Below are 16,853 nucleotides of genomic sequence, written 5' to 3'. Positions count from 1 at the left end.
CACCATCCTCGCCATCACGGGACTGGTATCCGACCGCGCCGCCGAGCGGTGAACCACACCCACCGAACCGCCCATGCAAGCCTGCCGTAGTACACGAGAAAAATTCCCGGGTGCCGCAGGAGTCGCGGTGTCCGGGGGTTCTCGCGTTCCGGTCGAGGGGTCAGACCAGGCCGGCGTCGCGGAGTAGCTGCCACAGGCCGGCGCCGTCCGGCAGCCGAGGGCGCGCACCGGCAACCGGATTGGCGGGCGGCAACGGCCCATCCGGCGAACGTTCATACATCGTGCCTCCTGAACAGCGCGATCGAGATGGCGAACATGGGGAACATGGGGAACATGGGGAACGGCGGCTGATCGGGCGATCGGCCCGGGGCGGAAGCAACCTGGGGACACTCCCGCCCCGACTGGAGGCACTCCGTTGCTGACGAGAGAACCCCTACCCACCCCAACTTAGAAGGCACTGCCGTCACAGTCAACAGAGCATGCACGGTGAGTTACCCAGAGTGCGAAGATCGGTGCGCTGACGAGAGGTGGCGCCACCATGCCGCAATCACCGCTGTATGAGCAGATCATCGATGACGTCGCTGCTTCAATCCGCAGCGGCACCCTCAAACCGGGCGACAAGCTGCCGTCCATCGCCGAGATGCGTGAGCAGTACCAGTCGAGCGCGTGGCCTGTGCGTTACGCCCTTCGGATCCTGGAGGAGCGAGGCTGGATCGTCACTCGCCAGGGCAAGGGCTCTTTCGTGGCCCCCAACCCGCCCGCCTGAACCCGAGCCCAACGTCGCTTCCTTGATCGTTGGCTGCTGAGCGGTACGACACGCCGAGCGCGGTGCTGCTGAGGCGCCACCGATCGTCGGCCGCTCGAATGCCACCACAGGCTCGCGCTCGGGAACCGCCCACCTGGCCCGTTCGCGTGATGCCCCGCGGAGATCCGCGCAACTTCGGGGAAACTGCTGCCTCAACGCGCTCCGATGCAGCAGTTTCCCCGAAAGTGAGCGGATCTTGGGTCGCGTGCCCATCGGGCAGAGAGTGACCAGGGTGCTTGGCCGCGCGCGAGCCGATCTCGCACAGTAGGTTGGCGGGGTGACAGGACGGTTCCCGATCGAAGACGTCTCCCCCGTCGTCTCGTGCGGGCGATACCCGGCCAAGGCGGTGGTCGACGAGCCGGTTCCGGTGTCGGCGCGCGCCTACCGGGAGGGGCACGACGCGCTGGGCTGCAACGTGGTGTGGGGTGGCCCGGACGGCGAGCAGCGCCCGTTCACCCGGATGCGCCCCGGCGAGCCCGGCCAGGACCGCTGGCACGCCACGATCCGCCCGGACGCCGTCGGCTCCTGGACCTTCGCCGTCGAGGCGTTCCAGGACCCGTACCTGACCTGGCAGAACGCGGTGACCAAGAAGATCGCCGCCGGGCAGGGCCCGGAGGATCTCGCCAACGACCTGGCCGAGGGCACCCGGGTGCTCGCCGCCGCCCGGGCCCTCGTGCCAACCGCCGACCGGGCCCGCGTCGCCGACGCGCTCACCGCCCTCGCCGACACCGACCTGCCGTTACCGCAGCGGGTCGACCCCGCGCTCGCCCTCGCCGACCTGCTCTGGGAGCACCCGGTGCGGGAGTTGGTGACCGTCGGTGACGCGTACTCCCTCTGGGTTGACCGCAAGCGGGCCCTCTTCTCGGCCTGGTACGAGTTCTTCCCGCGCTCCGAAGGAGCGGCGGGTGGGCGCTCCGGCACCTTCGCCACCGCCACCGAGCGGCTGCCGGGTGTCGCGGCGATGGGCTTCGACGTGCTCTACCTGCCGCCGATCCACCCGATCGGCCGAGTCAACCGCAAGGGTCGCAACAACGCGCTCACCGCCGGCCCGACCGACGTTGGCTCGCCGTGGGCCATCGGCGCCGCCGAGGGCGGCCACGACACGATCCACCCCGACCTGGGTACGCCGGCAGACTTCCGGGCGTTCGTCGAGGCGGCGGCGGCGCAGGGCCTGGAGGTGGCGATGGACCTGGCGTTGCAGTGCGCGCCGGACCACCCGTGGGTCACCGAGCACCCGGAGTGGTTCACCACCCGGGCCGACGGCAGCATCGCGTACGCGGAGAACCCGCCGAAGAAGTACCAGGACATCTACCCGGTCAACTTCGACAACGACCCCGAGGGCATCCGGGCCGAGGTGCTGCGGGTCGTGCTGCACTGGGTGGGCGAGGGCGTCCGGATCTTCCGGGTCGACAACCCGCACACCAAGCCGTTCGACTTCTGGCACTGGCTGATCGCCGAGGTCAAGAAGGTCGATGAGGACGTGCTCTTCCTCGCCGAGGCGTTCACCCGACCGGCCATCATGCATGGGCTCGGCAAGATCGGCTTCACGCAGTCGTACACCTATTTCACCTGGCGCACGACGGCCGCGCAGATGCGGGAGTACTGCGAGGAGCTGGTCGCGTCGGCCGACCACATGCGGCCGAACTTCTGGCCGAACACGCCGGACATCCTGCACTCCTCGTTGCAGCACGGCGGCCCGCCGATGTTCAAGATCCGGGCGGTGCTGGCCGCGCTGCTCTCACCCTCCTGGGGCCTGTACGCCGGTTTCGAGCTGTTCGAGCACGTGGCCCGGCCGGGCGCGGAAGAGTACCTGGACAACGAGAAGTACGAGCTGCGCCCGCGCGACTGGGCCGCCGCCGAGGCACAGGGCCGCTCGCTGGCACCGTTCCTGACCATCCTCAACCGGGTACGCCGAAACAACCCGGCCCTGCACCAGCTCCGCAACCTGCGCTTCCACGAGATCGACAACCCGGCGCTGCTGTGCTGGTCGAAGCACGACCCGGCGACCGGCAACACCGTCATCGTGATCTGCTCGTTCGACTCGCGCGAGGTGCAGTGGGGCAACACGACGCTCGACATGCCGGCGCTCGGGTTCGACTGGCACGAGCGGTTCACCGTGTACGACGAGCTGACCGGCACCAGCTACGACTGGGGGCAGCGCAACGCGGTACGGCTCGACCCGTACCTGCAACCGGCGCACGTGCTGACCGTCCGCCGCCCGACGCCGCCCGCCGTGCCCGAGCCGGCCAGTGTCGAACCGGCGGATCTCACCGTCACCGACGTTCCGGAGGAGCTGTCCGGCGGCACCGCACCGGTGGCCCCGGCCACCGAGCCGTCGCTCCCGGCCAGCGTCGCAGAGCGCCCGGTTACCCAACCGTCGCCGCCGGCCACCGCGCCGGTGACCCCGGCCAGCGCGCCGCCGCCCCCGGCCACCGCGCCGGTGACCCCGGCCACCGCGCCGCCGCCCCCGGCCACCGCGCCGCCACCCCCGGCCACCGCGCCGGTGACCCCGGCCAGCGCGCCATCTGCCCCGGCCACGGCGCCGGCGACGCCGGCCACCCTGGCGGCCCGTGCGGCGGCCCGTGCGGCTGCCGCCCAATCCTCGGCCGGCCGCCCGTCCGCGCCCAGCCCGGCTGCCACCCGCCCGTCCCGCTCCGCGCCGACCGCTTCCGCCCCGAAGGACGACCGATGGACCAGCTGATCACCGGCGTGACGCACGACCCGCACGCGCTGCTCGGCGCGCACCCCGCCGAGGGGTCGACAACGATCCGCACGATGCGCCGGGGCGCGGGCGACGTGCTGCTGCTCGTCGGCGACGAACGGCACCCCATGAAGCGGGTGCACGACCTGGGCGTCTTCGAGGCGCAGGTCGAGGGCACCGTGCTCGACTACCGGGTGGAGGTCGACGGCACGGCGCACGACGACCCGTACCGCTACCCGCCCACCCTCGGCGAGCTGGACCTGCACCTCATCGGCGAGGGCCGGCACGAGCGGCTGTGGGACGTGCTCGGCGCGCGGGTGTTCGACGAGGGCGTGGCGTTCAGCGTCTGGGCCCCCAACGCCCAAGGCGTACGCGTGGTCGGCGACTTCACCGGCTGGGGGTCCGACGACGGGTGGCCGATGCGGTCGCTCGGCTCCAGCGGCGTGTGGGAGCTGTTCGTCCCCAACGCGCGGGTCGGGGCCCGCTACAAGTACCGGGTGCTCGGCGCCGACGGGCAGTGGCGGGACAAGGCCGACCCCCTGGCGGCGTACGCCGAGGTGCCGCCGGCCACCGCCTCGGTGGTGCACCGCTCGACGTACCGGTGGAACGACGCCGACTGGCTCGCCCGGCGGGCCGAGCGCCAGCCGCACCAGGAGCCGATGAGCGTCTACGAGGTGCACCTCGGCTCCTGGCGGCCCGGCCTCGGCTACCGGGAGCTGGCCGACCAGCTCACCGCGTACGTCACCGAGCTGGGCTTCACGCACGTGGAGTTCCTGCCGGTGATGGAGCACCCGTTCGGCGGCTCCTGGGGCTACCAGGTGACCGGCTACTACGCGCCGACGTCCCGCTTCGGTGAACCAGACGAGTTCCGCCACCTCGTCGACGCCCTGCACGACGCGGGCATCGGCGTGATCCTCGACTGGGTGCCCGCGCACTTCCCCAAGGACGAGTGGGCCCTCGCCCGGTTCGACGGCACCCCGCTCTACGAGCACCCCGACCCCCGGCGCGGCGAGCACCCCGACTGGGGCACGTACGTCTTCGACTTCGGCCGCCGCGAGGTGCGCAACTTCCTGGTCGCCAACGCGCTCTACTGGTGCGAGGAGTTCCACGTCGACGGGCTGCGGGTCGACGCGGTCGCGTCGATGCTCTACCTGGACTACTCTCGCGAGGAGGGCCAGTGGTCCCCCAACCAGTACGGCGGTCGGGAGAACCTGGAGGCCATCGCGCTCATGCAGGAGGTGAACGCGACGGTCTACAAGCACCACGCCGGGGTCGTGCTGATCGCCGAGGAGTCCACCGCCTGGCCGGGGGTCACCCAGTCCACCGCCGGCGGCGGGCTGGGCTTCGGGTTCAAGTGGAACATGGGCTGGATGCACGACACCCTGCTCTACACCTCGAAGGACCCGATCTACCGCCAGCACCACCACCATCAGCTCACGTTCTCCCTGGCGTACGCCTGGAGCGAGAACTACGTGCTGCCGATCAGCCACGACGAGGTCGTGCACGGCAAGGGCTCGCTGGCCGGCAAGATGCCCGGGGACACCTGGCAGCGACTGGCGAACGTCCGGGCGCTACTGGCGTACATGTGGGCGCACCCCGGCAAGCAGTTGCTGTTCATGGGCTCCGAGCTGGCCGACGACCGGGAGTGGAGCGAGGAGCGCGGCCTCGACTGGTACCTGCTGCACGACCCGGCCCGCGCCGGCGTGCAGCGGCTCGTCGGTGACCTCAACCGCGTCTACCGGGCCACCCCGGCGCTCTGGGCGCAGGACACCGAACCGGCCGGGTTCCGCTGGATCGCCGGGGACGACGTCGCCAACAACACCGTCTCCTTCGTCCGGATCGCCCCGGACGGCTCGACGCTGGTGTGCGTGGCGAACTTCTCCGCGTCCCCGCTGCACGCCTACCGGATCGGGCTACCGGCAGGCGGGACGTGGACCGAGGTGCTCAACACCGACGCCCACCACTACGGCGGTTCCGGGGTGGGCAACCTGGGGGCTGTGCACGCCGAGGACGTGCCGTGGCACGGGATGGTGGCATCCGCGGCCCTCCAGGTGCCCCCACTGGGCGTCATCTGGCTCCGCCAAGGCTGACCCCCGCTGCCTGCTCGGGTTGATCGTGCTCGATCCTGGTTGTAGTGGCCTCGTCCCCGACGAGGGGGCCTGTTTGCTGGATCGAGCACGATCATGGGATGGCTCGCGTAACTGGGTGCTCGGAGGCATGGAGATCCGAGCAACTTCCCGAATGTTGCTGCCTCCGGCGCGCGGGAGACAGCAACATCCCTGATGTTGCGCGGACCTTGGCGACCGCACGCCTCGGCTCAGGCACCAGCCGGCGCTCAGACCAGGCCGGCGTCGCGGAGTAGCTGCCACAGGCCGGCGCCGTCCGGCGCGGACAACCACTTCTGCCCCACCGGCCCCGACGGCCGTCCCGCTGGAGCGGGCAGGCTACCGGCCAGCACCGACTGGGTCGGGGACAGCCGGCGGATCGCCACCCCGGCGACGTTCTCCGGGTGGGCGGCGGCGAACTCCCGGTAGATCTCCTGGTCGTGCTGGCCGTCGTCGCCGACGAGCAGCCAGCGTACGTCGGGGAACTCCTTGGCCAGCCGCGCGAGGGTGGAGCGCTTGTGCTCCATGCCGCTGCGGAACCAGCGGTCGGCGGTCGGACCCCAGTCGGTGAGCAGCAGCGGCCCGGCCGGGTAGAGGTGCCGGGACAGGAACCGCGTCAACGTGGGCGCGACGTTCCAGGCGCCGGTGGAGAGGTAGAAGACCGGCGCGCCCGGGTGTGCGGTGACGAGCCGCTCGTAGAGCACCGCCATGCCGGGTACGGCGGCGCGGGCGTGCTCGTCGAGGACGAAGGTGTTCCACGCGGCGAGCAGGGGCCGGGGCAGCGCCGTGACCATCACCGTGTCGTCGATGTCGGAGAGGATGCCGAACTTGACATCCGGGTCGATGATGCGCACGGGCGCGTCGACCGGCTCGGCGTCGGCCACGCTGAGCCGCACGGTGCCCCACCCGGGCGGCAGGTCGGCCTCGACGAGCGTGTCGATGAAGCCGCTGCGGTCGGCGCGGGCCTCGTGGCGCACCCCGCCGGCCTCGATGTGCACGGTGACGTGCTTGGCGGGCAGGGTGGTGAAGCTACGCCAGCCACGGACCTTCTCCAGCCGGCCCCGGTGGCGGGTGTCCGGACGCCCCAGCAGCACCCGGCACATCACGCGCACCCAGCCCGGGCGGCCGTAGCCGGTGTACGCGACGATGTTCATCCGCCAGCCGGTGCGCCGCAGCCGACGCTCCACGAGCTGGTGCACGGCGTCCTCGATCCGCGCGGCCCGGTGCAGATTCGGCACGGCCAGTTCGCCGGCGGGTGTGGGTGGCACCCGCCAACCCTGCCACACGCCGACGCCGACGGCCACGCGAGCCGGTTCGAGGGCCGCCCGCGCGCACCGCCTTCGGACCACGGCCACGCGCACCGACCCGGACCACCGCCAGGCGACCCGGCGCGGACCACGGCCACTGCCACGCGAAGCCACCCGGACTGCGCCGAAGCGGCCCGCCGGCCCGCGGTCCGTGAAACACTCCGGTCGGGACGACGACGGGGGCGTGGTCGTGTCGCATCCAGAGCAGCACCGCGGGCGGTGGCGTCCGCGACTCGACCGGCCGGCGCTCGTCGCGCTGCTGTTCGGTCTGGTCGGTGTCGGGTACCGGCTGGTCCTGACGCTGTTTACCGTGCCGGTGTCGAACAGCGACGAGGCGACCTTCGGGCTGGCCGCCCTGCACATCGGGCAGGGTCGGGAGCGTCCCGTCTTCCTCTACGGCCAGCACTACATGGGGATGCTGGAGTCCTACCTGGCCGCGCCCCTGCTCGCCGTGGCCGGGCCGAGCTGGCCGGTGCTGCGGCTGCCGATGCTCGCCCTGTACGCGGTATTCCTCTACCTCGTGTACCGGCTCACCCGTCGGCTCTACCCGCCGTGGTTCGCCGTCCTCGTGGTCGGTCTGCTGGCGCTTGGGCCGGAGCGGGTGGTGCGCGACCAGCTCACCGTGGTCGGGGGTCGACCGGAGGTCAAACCGGCGGTGCTGTTGATGCTGCTGATCACCGTGGGGCTGGCCGCCGGGTCGGTGCGCCACCGTCGACTGGCCGTCGCGCTGTTCGGGCTGCTGGCCGGGCTGGCCGCCTGGTCGGACTGGCTGATCCTGCCGTACCTGGCGGTCGCCGCGGTGGCCCTGCTCTGGGCGGTGCGGCGGGAACTGCTCGGCTGGGCCGGGCTGCTGGTGGTGGCGGGTTTCGTGGTCGGGGTCGCGCCGATGATCGTCGACAACCTCCGTGCCGGGCCGGGTGAGGACTCGCTGACGGTGTTCCGGGAGGTCAGCACCAAGGCCGGCCCGCTGCCGCCATGGTCCGACCGAATCCGGGGCGGCCTGTTGGAGGGGGTACCGCTGGCGCACGGGCTCTGCCCGGTCGACGGCTGCGGCCGCTGGCAGCAGTGGTTCGGATTGCTCTACCCGGTGCTGCTGGTGGCCGCCGCGGCGCTCGCGCTCGTCGCGTACCGCCGGGCCGCGGGCACGCCAACCGGCGACCGCGCCGCGCGCACGACACGGCCCGCGCGCACGACACGGCCCGCGGGCACGCCACCCGCCGGGGGCACGCCACGGGCCGCGCGGGTCGGGCCGGTGGTGCAGCTCGCGCTGGTCGTCGGTGCGGCGTTGACCCTGCTGTCGTACGTGCGCAGCCCGCTCGCCGCGACCAGCCCGCTGGACAACGCCCGCTACCTGTCGGTGCTGCAACTGTCGCTGCCGGCGGTGCTCTGGCCGCTCTGGGCCGTGGCCCTGGCCGGCTGGCGGGGCACGGTGGGCGCGTTCGGTCGGCTGACCGGTGCGCTGGCCACCGCCGTGCTGGCGGCGCTGGCCGCGACGACGTTGGTGGTCACCGTGCTCTTCGCGACCAGCGGCACGGCCGCGTCACGGACCGAGGAGCGTCAGGCCCGGGAGCTGGCCGTCGCGCTGCGCGCCGACGGACCCCACGAGGTGTACGGGGACTACTGGACCTGCAACCGGCTCATCTTCAACACCGACGAGACGGTGGTGTGCGGAGTGCTGGACGGCGACCTGTCCCCCGGGCAGAACCGCTACCGGCCGTACTGGCGGCAGGTCGGGCGGGCCGCGCGGCCGGGTTACGTGGTGGAGACCGACTCGCCGATGGACCGGCGGCTGCGTCGGCTGCTCGCCGACCGGCCCGACGCCGCCCCGGTACGCGAGGTGGGTGGCTATCGCGTGTACCACCCCGACACCCCGGTGCGGCCGTGGCGGTAACGACGGGTCGTACGCTGGCCGGGCCGCCGCCGTACCCGTTCGAGGAGACCCGATGCTCATCCTGCTGCCACCCTCGGAGGGCAAGGCCGACGCCGGCACCGGGCGGCGGTGGACGCCGGACAAGCTCTCGCTGCCGGAGCTGAACCCGGCCCGCGAGCGCGTCCTCGACGCTCTCGTGGCGCTCAGCGTGGCGCCGGACGAGGAGGCCGCGTTGACCGCGCTCGGGCTCAGCGACGGCCAGCGCGGCGAACTGCGCCGCAACTCCCGGCTGCGGGAGGCGGCCACCGCACCTGCCGAGCGGCTCTACACCGGGGTGCTCTACGAGGCGTTGGAGCTGGCCACGCTGCCGTCGACGGCGCTGCGGGCGGCCCGCCGGTCGATCCTCATCAGCTCCGGGCTATGGGGCGCGGTACGCCTCGCCGACCGGATTCCGCCGTACCGCTGCCCGATCGGGGCCCGCCTGCCGGACATCGGGGCGCTGTCGGCGTACTGGCGCCGGGAGCTGCCGCCGGTCCTGGCCGGCGCGGCCGGTCGGGGCCCGGTGCTGGACCTGCGCTCCGGCGCGTACGCGGCCACCTGGACGCCGCGCGGTGAGCTGGCCGAGCGGACGGTCACCGTACGGGTGCTGCACGAGCGGGAGGTCGACGGCGTGCCCGTCCGCTCGGTCGTGAGTCACTTCAACAAGGCGACCAAGGGGCGTCTGGTGCGCGACCTGCTCCTGGCCGGCGTCAAGCCGCGCACCGCCGCGGAGCTGATCGGCACACTGCGGGAGCTGAAGCACACCGTGGCGGAGGAACCGGCCGCCGCCGGCCGGGTGCGGCAGGTGGATCTGGTGGTCACCGACCTGTAGCGGCGTAAGCCGCAAGATTTGCTCAAGGCTGGGCGGGACACGTTCCGCAACGGCCGCGCAGGGGCCACGGTAGGGGAACCCAGACTCCGACAAAGGAGCCTTCGTTGGCCCGTAATCCCGCCCTGCTCGACCGGCCCCGCTCGCCGGCGACGCCACCCCCGCTGGACTGGCAGACCCTGGGCGACGCGTTCGAGGCGGCCTGCCTGCTGCGCTGCACGGCGCCCCCGGCGGGCGCCCGACCGACGACCACGCTGCCGTCGCACGCGCCGGGGGTCGAGTTCAACCGGGAGGACGCCGCGCAGCGGATGCGACAGCTGCTCGCTCGCCTCGACATCCCGGTCACCCAGGAGGTCACGTTCGGCGGGCTACGCCGCCGCTACGAGCTGCACCGACTCTGGGTGCCGCCGGAGCACCGGAGCGCGTACGCCCGGCTGGTGGACGCGGGCTGGTGGCAGGGGCGTCGGGAGCTGTTGGGCGGTCCCGTGCCGGGCGCGTCGCCGGCCCGCCGTCGGTGGACGTCCCGACTCGCGGCGGCGGCGTGGCGGTCGGCGCTGCTGGCCGGCGGACGGCACGTGCGGCGGCACATCCTCGGCATCCGGCTCACCGACCGGGAGTTGGCCGCCGTGCTGATCCGCAGCGCGGCCGTGCTCGACGTGCCCGCCGTACTCCGCCCGGGCACCGGCTGTTTCCTGGTCAGCGTGGCCGACGGGCCGGACCGCGAGCGCATCCTGCGTAGCGCGTCGACGGAGCCGGCGCGCGGCGCGGTACCGGAGCCGGCGCGCGGCGCGGTACCGGAGCCGGCGCGCGGCGCGGTACCGGAGCCGGCCCGCCGACCGCCTACTGAGCGAGGGTCGACCCCACATCCCCCGAGGTACTGACGGGTACGGGCTTGCGCGCGCCCGCCGGAGCGCGCACAGTGCAGCGCGTGAGTCGTACCTCGTCGGGTCGGGCCGGTCGGTGCCGCGCGGGGGCGGCGGCGCTGGCGCTGGTCGCGGCCCTGACCACCGCCGGCTGCCGGGACGACCCGGGCGAGCCGGTGGAGATCCGGATCGCGACCGGCAGCCCCACCGCCGTCTACTACGCGTTCGGGCAGTCCCTCGCGACCATCCTCAACCGCGAACTGCCCGGGGTACGGGCCAGCGTGGTGATCACCGCGGCCTCGGCGGAGAACGTCCGCCTGGTCGGCTCGGGAGCGGCCGAGCTGGGTTTCACCCAGGCCGACGTGCTGCCCAGCAGCCCGACGCAGAGCCCGCCGGTGGACGCGGTGGCCCGGGTGTACGACGACCAACTGCACCTGGTCACGACCGACGGCGGTCCGGTCCGCACGGTCGGCGACCTGCGTGGCCGACGGGTGTCGGTGGGGGCGGCCGGCTCCGGCACGGAGGTCACCGCCACCCGGCTGCTGGAGGTGGCCCGGCTCGGCGACGACGCGGTACACCGGGAACGGCTCGGCCTGGACGACTCGGTGGCCGCTCTGCGCTCGGGACGCATCGACGCGTTCTTCTTCTCCGGTGGTCTGCCGGTGCGGGGCATCGAGGAGCTGGCCGGACGCAGCGCCACCCGGATCGTCGACCTGGGCGAGTGGACGGAGCCGCTGCGCGCCCGCTACGGGCAGATCTACGTCTCCCGGGACATCCCCCGCTCGGTGTACGGGATGAACCCGGTGACCACGGTCGCCGACCCGAACTACCTGATCGTGCGGGCCGACCTGCCCGAGCCGCTGGTTCGGGAGGTGACCCGACTGTTGATGGAGCGGCGGGCCGAGCTGGGCGCGGCGCATCCCGCGGCGGGGCGGATGAGCCCCCGCTCGGCGATCGCCACCGCTCCGCTGCCGCTGCACCCGGGGGCCGCCGCCTGGTACCGGGCGGCCAAACCCTGAACCGCCGGGCGCCGGGCGGCCGCGTCGTGGACCGCCGGGTCGCCGCGACGGCCGGCCCCTGAACTGCCGGTCCGCCGCGACGGACCGCTAGCCCGCCGGGGTGGGCCACAGGTCGGCGGCCGGGTCGCCGTCCACCGGCTCTCCCGCCGGCTCGGCCGCCGGGAACCACAGGCCGGCGACCAGCCCGCGCGGTGTTCCCGCACGCATGGTGAGCCGTCCGTCGGAGGCGTCCACCAGCACGGCGGCGATGGTCAGACCGAGCCCCGCGCCGTCGACGTTCTGCGCGTCCGGGGCCCGCCAGAACCGCTCGGTGGCCTGGCCGAGCTGACTCTCGGTCATCCCCGGGCCGGTGTCGCGTACCTCCAGGACCACCCCGTCGTCGCACCGGGCCACGGTCACCGTCACCGCCCCGCCGGCTCCGCTGAACTTCACCGCGTTGTCGATCAGGGCGTCCAGCGCCTGGTCCACGGCGGTCGGCACGGTCCACGCGTACGCCGGGGCGTCGCTTGTGGCGAGGCGCAGCGCGACCGACCGGTGCCGGGCCAGCGGCGCCCACGCGGCCACCCGGGAGGCCGCCACGGCGGCGGCGTCCACGGTGACCCGCTCGTTCTCCTCACGTTCGGCGCGGGCCAGGGTGAGCAGCGCGTCGAGCACCAGCGCCAACCGGTCGGTCTCCTCCAACGCCAACCGGTGCTCGGAGCGCCCGTCCGCGTCGGTCAGGCTGGGACCCAGCTCCTCCACCCGCAGCCGCAGCGCGGTGAGCGGATTGCGTAGCTGATGGCTGGCGTGCGCGACGAACGCGCGCTGCCGGTCCATCACGTCGGAGACCACGTCGGCCATGTGGTTGAAGCTGGCCGCGAGTCGGCGCAGCTCCGGCGGTCCGAGTCGGTGCTGCACGCGGGCGCTCCGGTCGCCCTCGGCGATCTCGTGGGTGACCGCGTCCAGTTCGGTGACCGGCCGCAGCACCCATCCGGCCAGCCCGAACGCGGTGAGCACGCAGGCCAGCACGACGAGCAGACCGGCCAGGGTGAGCAGCAGCCACCAGGTGGTCACGGCCCGGCGGATCTCGTCGGCCGGCGTCACGATCACCACCGCGCCGAGGACCTCACCGCCGTCGTTGATGGGCACCGCCACCACCACCGGACCGGCGGACCACGGCCAGACCGACTCGGGCGCGCTGCTCTGCTGGCCGGACAGCGCGAGGTCCAGCACCGTGGCGGTCCCCGTGGACTGCCAGCTCGCCGAATCCACGACGATGCCCCGGTCCCGGTCGACGACCGCCGCGCCGATCCCGTACAGCTCGTCGTAGCTGCGCAGCTCCGCCCCGATCGGCCCGGGTTCGCCGCCGCGCAGCGCCGGCCCGGCCAGCGAGGCGAACCGGGTGGCGTCCGCGAGCCGGTCGGCGCGTACGCGTTCGGTCTCCCGACTGGCCAGGGTGACGGCGAGAGGGCTCTCCAGCGCGACGAGGACGAGCACCATCAGCAGCAGGTAACTGATCACCAGTCGGCGGCGCACGGCGGCCCCTCACACATCGCGCAGCCGGTAGCCGACACCGCGGACGGTCTCCACCAGGCGCGCGTCGCCCAGCTTGCCGCGCAACGACCCGACGTGCACCTCGACGGTGTGCGGGTCGGCCCAGGTGGTGCCCCAGGCGTCGAGCAGGATGCGGTCGCGGGGCACCGCCACGCCCGGCTGACGGGCCAGCGACAGCAGTACGTCGAACTCCTTGCGGGTCAGCGTCACCGCACGCCCCGCCACCGTCACCGTGCGGGCGGGCACGTCGATGCGCACCGTCCCCGCCTCGATCAGGTGCCGCTCGGGCGCGGTGTGCGCGGCGCGGCGCAGCACCGCCTCGATCCGGGCCTGCAACTCCACCATCGAGAACGGCTTGACCACGTAGTCGTCCGCGCCCAGGCGCAGCCCGAGCACCCGGTCGCGCTCCTCACCCCGGGCGGTCACCGCGATGATGCCGAGCTGACTGCTGCGTCGGCGCAGCTCCCGACACACCTCGGTGCCGTCGCCGTCGGGCAGGGTCAGATCGAGCAGCACCAGGTCGCAGGGGGCGGCGGACAGCGCGGCCGCGACGGTGGCCGCGTGCTCGACCTGGTAGCCGCGGCGGGTCAGGGCGGAGGAGAGCGCAGCGGCCACCCGGCGGTCGTCCTCCACCAGCAGGATCCGCACCGTGCCCCCATCCGTCGCAGCCGTCCTGCGAATGGTGGCAGAAGGGTGCCGCGAGCGGGAGGGCCGCCTCCCGGTCGGGTCCGCTACAGACCGAACGTGTCGTCGGCGACCGCGTCACGGACGCCGTCGGCGAAGCCCCGGAAACCGGGATCGTCGTGCCGGGCGGGCACGCTGGTGACGTTGACGCCACTGGCCTGTGTGACGGCGTCGACCAGGGGCGGGAAGTCGATCTCGGCGTCGTCGAAGGCGTCGTCGTCCGCCTCGGCCAGGTTGATCACGTGCTGCACGTCGTCGGACGGGGTGTCCGGGTCCTCGGCCCACTCGCCGCCGGCCCGGTAGCACTCGTCGTACAGCCCGCGCTGGGTGTCGGTCCAGTCGTCGTCGTAGCTCGCCATCGTCCATCCCTTTCCGGCCGCTCCACCTGAGCATGCCGGGCGGTGGCCGGCGTCGGCGGCGGTACGGCCGAAACGCGTGCCGGCCGACGCTCTCGTAGCGCCACATGGGCGACGTAGTCTGCGGAGGTGATCTACAAGCTGTTGCCGACCGTCGAGTGGGACGACGCCCAGGCCGCCGGCGTCGTCGCCGGCTCGGCCGTGGACCGCCAGGACGGTTTCATCCACCTCTCCGCCGCCGACCAGGTGGTGGAGACGGCCCGCCGGTACTTCTCCGGCGCCACCGGCCTCACCCTGCTGGGCGTGGACGAGGACGCGCTGGCCGACGCCCTGCGCTGGGAACCGTCACGCGGCGGGCAGCTCTTCCCGCACCTGTACGGGCCACTGCCGCTGAGCGCGGTGGTGACGGCGCGGGCGTTGCCGGCGGACACCCCGGTCGCCGACGCGGTCGCCGCCCTGCTCGACTGAGCCGCACCCACGCCCCGACTGCGTCGCGGGGTGAGCGCGCCACCGGCCCGCCCGCGCCGGAGCCCCGACGCGACCGCGCCCGGTCCGACGGGTGTCGGGCCGGGCGCGGAACGTGGCGCGTGGTGTCAGCGGCAGAGCCGGGTGATCTCCTCGGCGAACCGGTCCATCGGGTTGGCCTCCGCCGGCCCCAGCAGGTAGGTCTTCAGGTCGCGGCGTGCCTCGGTCATCGGGTCGTCACCGGTCCGGGTCACCGCCACGATCTTCTCCAGCTCACCGCAGTCGGCGGAGAGCAGGTACGCGGCCCGCGCGGTCGGATACTCCCGACGGAACTCGTCCTCCGGCAGGCCGCCCGGGTTGGCCACCACGTACGGCCGCTGACTCTGCACGAAGTCCGAGACCACACTGGACACGTCGCTGATCAGCAGGTCTGTCTGGTTGAAGCAGTCGAACAGCGCGGGCGTGCGGCCGATCACCACCAGGTGCGCGGTGCCGTCCAGGGACGCCGCGTTGGGGTTGCCGCCGGCCGCCCGGATCGCCTCGACGATCCGCTCGTGCACGGCCCGGGCCGCCTTCGACCGTGACCCGGTGAGCGGGTGCGGCTTGTAGACCAGACGCACCCGGGGGTTGGTGGCCAGCAGGCCCTTGACGATCCGCTCACCCATCAGCACCAGCGAGGTGTGGTACGGGTCGTCGTCGAGCCAACCCTCCCAGGTGGGCGCGTAGAGCACGGTGAACGGCCGGTCCACCGACTCGGCTCCGAAGGTGTGCACGCCGGCCAACTGCGGCCGGCCGATCTCCACGATGTCCGCGTCGAGCACGCCCACCCCGGCGCGGGCGTACCGCTCCCGCCCGGCCAGGCCCGCGACCCAGACCTCGTCGTACACCTTGCTGTAGGGGTTGACGCTGGCCTGCTTGTCGCTGTCGCCGTGCCCCACGAAGACGTGCTTCGTGCCGGGCTCGCGCAGCATGTGGATGTTCGCGCCGACGTTCGCGGCGTAGAGGGCCGCGCGGACGCTGCCGAGTTCGAGGTTCATGAAGTCCACCCCGGCCGGTACGCAGAGCACCGGCAGACGGGTGTCGGCCAGCTCGGCGAACGCCTCCCGGCTGCGCATCAGCACCACCGCGCGCTGGTTCAGCGCCTCGGTCGGAGCGAGCCACATGTTGGCCTGGTAGACGTCCTTGGCCGGGCCGGCGAAGTAGAGCGCCACCTCGGGCCGGTACGTGTCGAGCCAGCGCTGCACGGCCGGCAGCAACGGACCCTGGCCGGAGCCGCGACCACGCAGCCAGGTCACCGCGATGATCGCGCCCACCAGCCCGGTCGCCGCCACCGTCACCGCGGCGGCCACGAGGAACGGAATCGCATCGTGCTGCACTGCGGCGACCACCGCGGCCGGGACCAGCAACAGGTTGAGCAGGGGCATCCGCTCGCCCGCGACCGCCGCCGCCCAGGCCGGTGGCCGAGGGGCCGAGTGCATCGGGCCCAGCTCGATGTTGCGCACCAGGGCCGACAGCGGGTTACGACGGTCGATCATGGTGGAGAGCGCGCCGGCGAAGACCGAGACGACCCACACCGCCGCCGGCAGGATCAGCAGCAGGCTCAGCTCGGTGCCGTCGAGGGCGACCTCCGCGGCGACCAGCAGCACGGCTGCCAGGTCCCGGGTCAACTGCCGGTACGACCAGTGCAGGCCGACCTTCTCCAGCAGCAGCTGCGACGGCGGGGACCAACGGGCGACGGCGAACTCGCCGACCACCGCCGCCAGTCCGGCGACGGCGAACAGGGCGACCCAGCCGAAGGCGCCTGCGACGAGCATGACCAGGTAGGCCAGCACCAGCAGCGCGCTGTACGCAGCAACGCCGATGCGTCCCGATAACGTGCCGAACAAAGGTACAGCTCCCTATGCGAGTGGTGACCGGCTGGGCGAGTGGGCCCTCGACGGCGACGCCGAGCGGGGTGGGTGACGGACGACGCCGGGCCAGCGCGACGATGTGGACTTCGCAGCCTCGCGCGCCGTCGCCGGGCCGGCCCGGTCCACACACACGCCACGTTCGATGTCCGAACTCCTGAATTGCAGTGTGCCACGGGCGCACCGGCCCGTATTCAGCGAAACGGGCCGCTCACGCGTGACTGCGACCTTAACGTCGCGGGACGTGGAGGTATCACCCGGGTGTCGGGGACCATTGCGGACACCAGGTCCGTCCACCGCAACGGCACCCGGCACCTGTCGCGGCGATCCGACCGGGCCTGTCCCCGGGCCGTCACACCACGGCCCGAAC

The 16,853-nt window shown here is 73.1% G+C and carries 12 protein-coding genes and 1 pseudogene; 8 read left to right on the top strand and 5 right to left on the bottom strand.

The window, feature by feature from the left end:
• The first annotated feature begins 538 nt into the window (after positions 1 to 538).
• The 3 genes and pseudogenes from ACLQ24_RS17435 to glgB all read left to right on the top strand — a co-directional run bounded on the left by ACLQ24_RS17435 (position 539) and on the right by glgB (position 5,596).
• Complete coding sequence (locus ACLQ24_RS17435; protein ID WP_425892784.1) at positions 539 to 766, top strand: winged helix-turn-helix domain-containing protein; 228 nt, start codon at positions 539 to 541, stop codon at positions 764 to 766.
• Positions 767 to 1,082: 316 nt separating this feature from the next.
• A pseudogene (locus ACLQ24_RS17430) lies at positions 1,083 to 3,131 on the top strand (maltotransferase domain-containing protein); the annotation flags it as partial.
• A 362-nt stretch (positions 3,132 to 3,493) separates the two neighbouring features.
• Complete coding sequence (glgB, locus tag ACLQ24_RS17425) at positions 3,494 to 5,596, top strand: 1,4-alpha-glucan branching protein GlgB (protein ID WP_425892783.1); 2,103 nt, start codon at positions 3,494 to 3,496, stop codon at positions 5,594 to 5,596.
• Positions 5,597 to 5,841: 245 nt separating this feature from the next.
• On the opposite strand, the gene ACLQ24_RS17420 is transcribed toward glgB, so the two are convergent.
• A complete protein-coding gene (locus tag ACLQ24_RS17420) occupies positions 5,842 to 6,822 on the bottom strand; it encodes an App1 family protein (RefSeq protein ID WP_425892786.1) in 981 nt (326 codons plus the stop codon).
• Positions 6,823 to 7,108: 286 nt separating this feature from the next.
• Here ACLQ24_RS17420 and ACLQ24_RS17415 point away from each other — a divergent pair, with 286 nt between their 5' ends.
• From ACLQ24_RS17415 to ACLQ24_RS17400, 4 genes are all read left to right on the top strand, one after another.
• A complete protein-coding gene (locus ACLQ24_RS17415; protein ID WP_425892782.1) occupies positions 7,109 to 8,809 on the top strand; it encodes an ArnT family glycosyltransferase in 1,701 nt (566 codons plus the stop codon).
• A gap of 52 nt (positions 8,810 to 8,861) precedes the next feature.
• Positions 8,862 to 9,659, top strand: coding sequence for a peroxide stress protein YaaA (yaaA, locus tag ACLQ24_RS17410; protein ID WP_425892781.1), 798 nt, complete (start codon positions 8,862 to 8,864; stop codon positions 9,657 to 9,659).
• Between the two features lie 104 nt (positions 9,660 to 9,763).
• Positions 9,764 to 10,537, top strand: a complete 774-nt coding sequence (locus tag ACLQ24_RS17405) for a hypothetical protein (RefSeq protein WP_425892780.1) — start codon at positions 9,764 to 9,766, stop codon at positions 10,535 to 10,537.
• Positions 10,538 to 10,575: 38 nt separating this feature from the next.
• The gene (locus ACLQ24_RS17400) at positions 10,576 to 11,538 is read left to right on the top strand and encodes a TAXI family TRAP transporter solute-binding subunit (protein WP_425892779.1); all 963 of its coding nucleotides are present in this window, start codon (positions 10,576 to 10,578) and stop codon (positions 11,536 to 11,538) included.
• Positions 11,539 to 11,625: 87 nt separating this feature from the next.
• Here the strand turns inward: ACLQ24_RS17400 and ACLQ24_RS17395 are convergent, their stop codons facing one another.
• The 3 genes from ACLQ24_RS17395 to ACLQ24_RS17385 form a co-directional block, all read right to left on the bottom strand.
• A complete protein-coding gene (locus ACLQ24_RS17395; RefSeq protein WP_425892778.1) occupies positions 11,626 to 13,053 on the bottom strand; it encodes a sensor histidine kinase in 1,428 nt (475 codons plus the stop codon).
• 9 nt (positions 13,054 to 13,062) lie between these two features.
• A complete protein-coding gene (locus tag ACLQ24_RS17390; RefSeq protein WP_425892777.1) occupies positions 13,063 to 13,719 on the bottom strand; it encodes a response regulator transcription factor in 657 nt (218 codons plus the stop codon).
• Between the two features lie 83 nt (positions 13,720 to 13,802).
• Positions 13,803 to 14,114, bottom strand: a complete 312-nt coding sequence (locus ACLQ24_RS17385; protein WP_425892776.1) for a hypothetical protein — start codon at positions 14,112 to 14,114, stop codon at positions 13,803 to 13,805.
• 126 nt (positions 14,115 to 14,240) lie between these two features.
• Here ACLQ24_RS17385 and ACLQ24_RS17380 point away from each other — a divergent pair, with 126 nt between their 5' ends.
• Positions 14,241 to 14,579: a DUF952 domain-containing protein gene (locus ACLQ24_RS17380; RefSeq protein WP_425892775.1), complete on the top strand. Its 339-nt coding sequence runs from the start codon at positions 14,241 to 14,243 to the stop codon at positions 14,577 to 14,579.
• Between the two features lie 125 nt (positions 14,580 to 14,704).
• On the opposite strand, the gene ACLQ24_RS17375 is transcribed toward ACLQ24_RS17380, so the two are convergent.
• Positions 14,705 to 16,462: a CDP-glycerol glycerophosphotransferase family protein gene (locus ACLQ24_RS17375; RefSeq protein ID WP_425892774.1), complete on the bottom strand. Its 1,758-nt coding sequence runs from the start codon at positions 16,460 to 16,462 to the stop codon at positions 14,705 to 14,707.
• Positions 16,463 to 16,853 lie beyond the last annotated feature (391 nt).

The sequence above is a fragment of the Micromonospora sp. DT4 genome (assembly GCF_049841675.1).
GTDB lineage: Bacteria > Actinomycetota > Actinomycetes > Mycobacteriales > Micromonosporaceae > Micromonospora.
Note: the sequence above shows the minus strand (reverse complement) of the source record. Positions and strands in the feature narration are given on the sequence as shown.

Bases quoted from the DNA above. Each gene is read 5' to 3' on its own strand.
- yaaA (WP_425892781.1), top strand. From the start codon at position 8,862: ATGCTCATCCTGCTGCCACCCTCGGAGGGCAAGGCCGACGCCGGCACC.
- ACLQ24_RS17385 (WP_425892776.1), bottom strand. From the start codon at position 14,114: ATGGCGAGCTACGACGACGACTGGACCGACACCCAGCGCGGGCTGTAC.
- glgB (WP_425892783.1), top strand. From the start codon at position 3,494: ATGGACCAGCTGATCACCGGCGTGACGCACGACCCGCACGCGCTGCTC.
- ACLQ24_RS17435 (WP_425892784.1), top strand. From the start codon at position 539: ATGCCGCAATCACCGCTGTATGAGCAGATCATCGATGACGTCGCTGCT.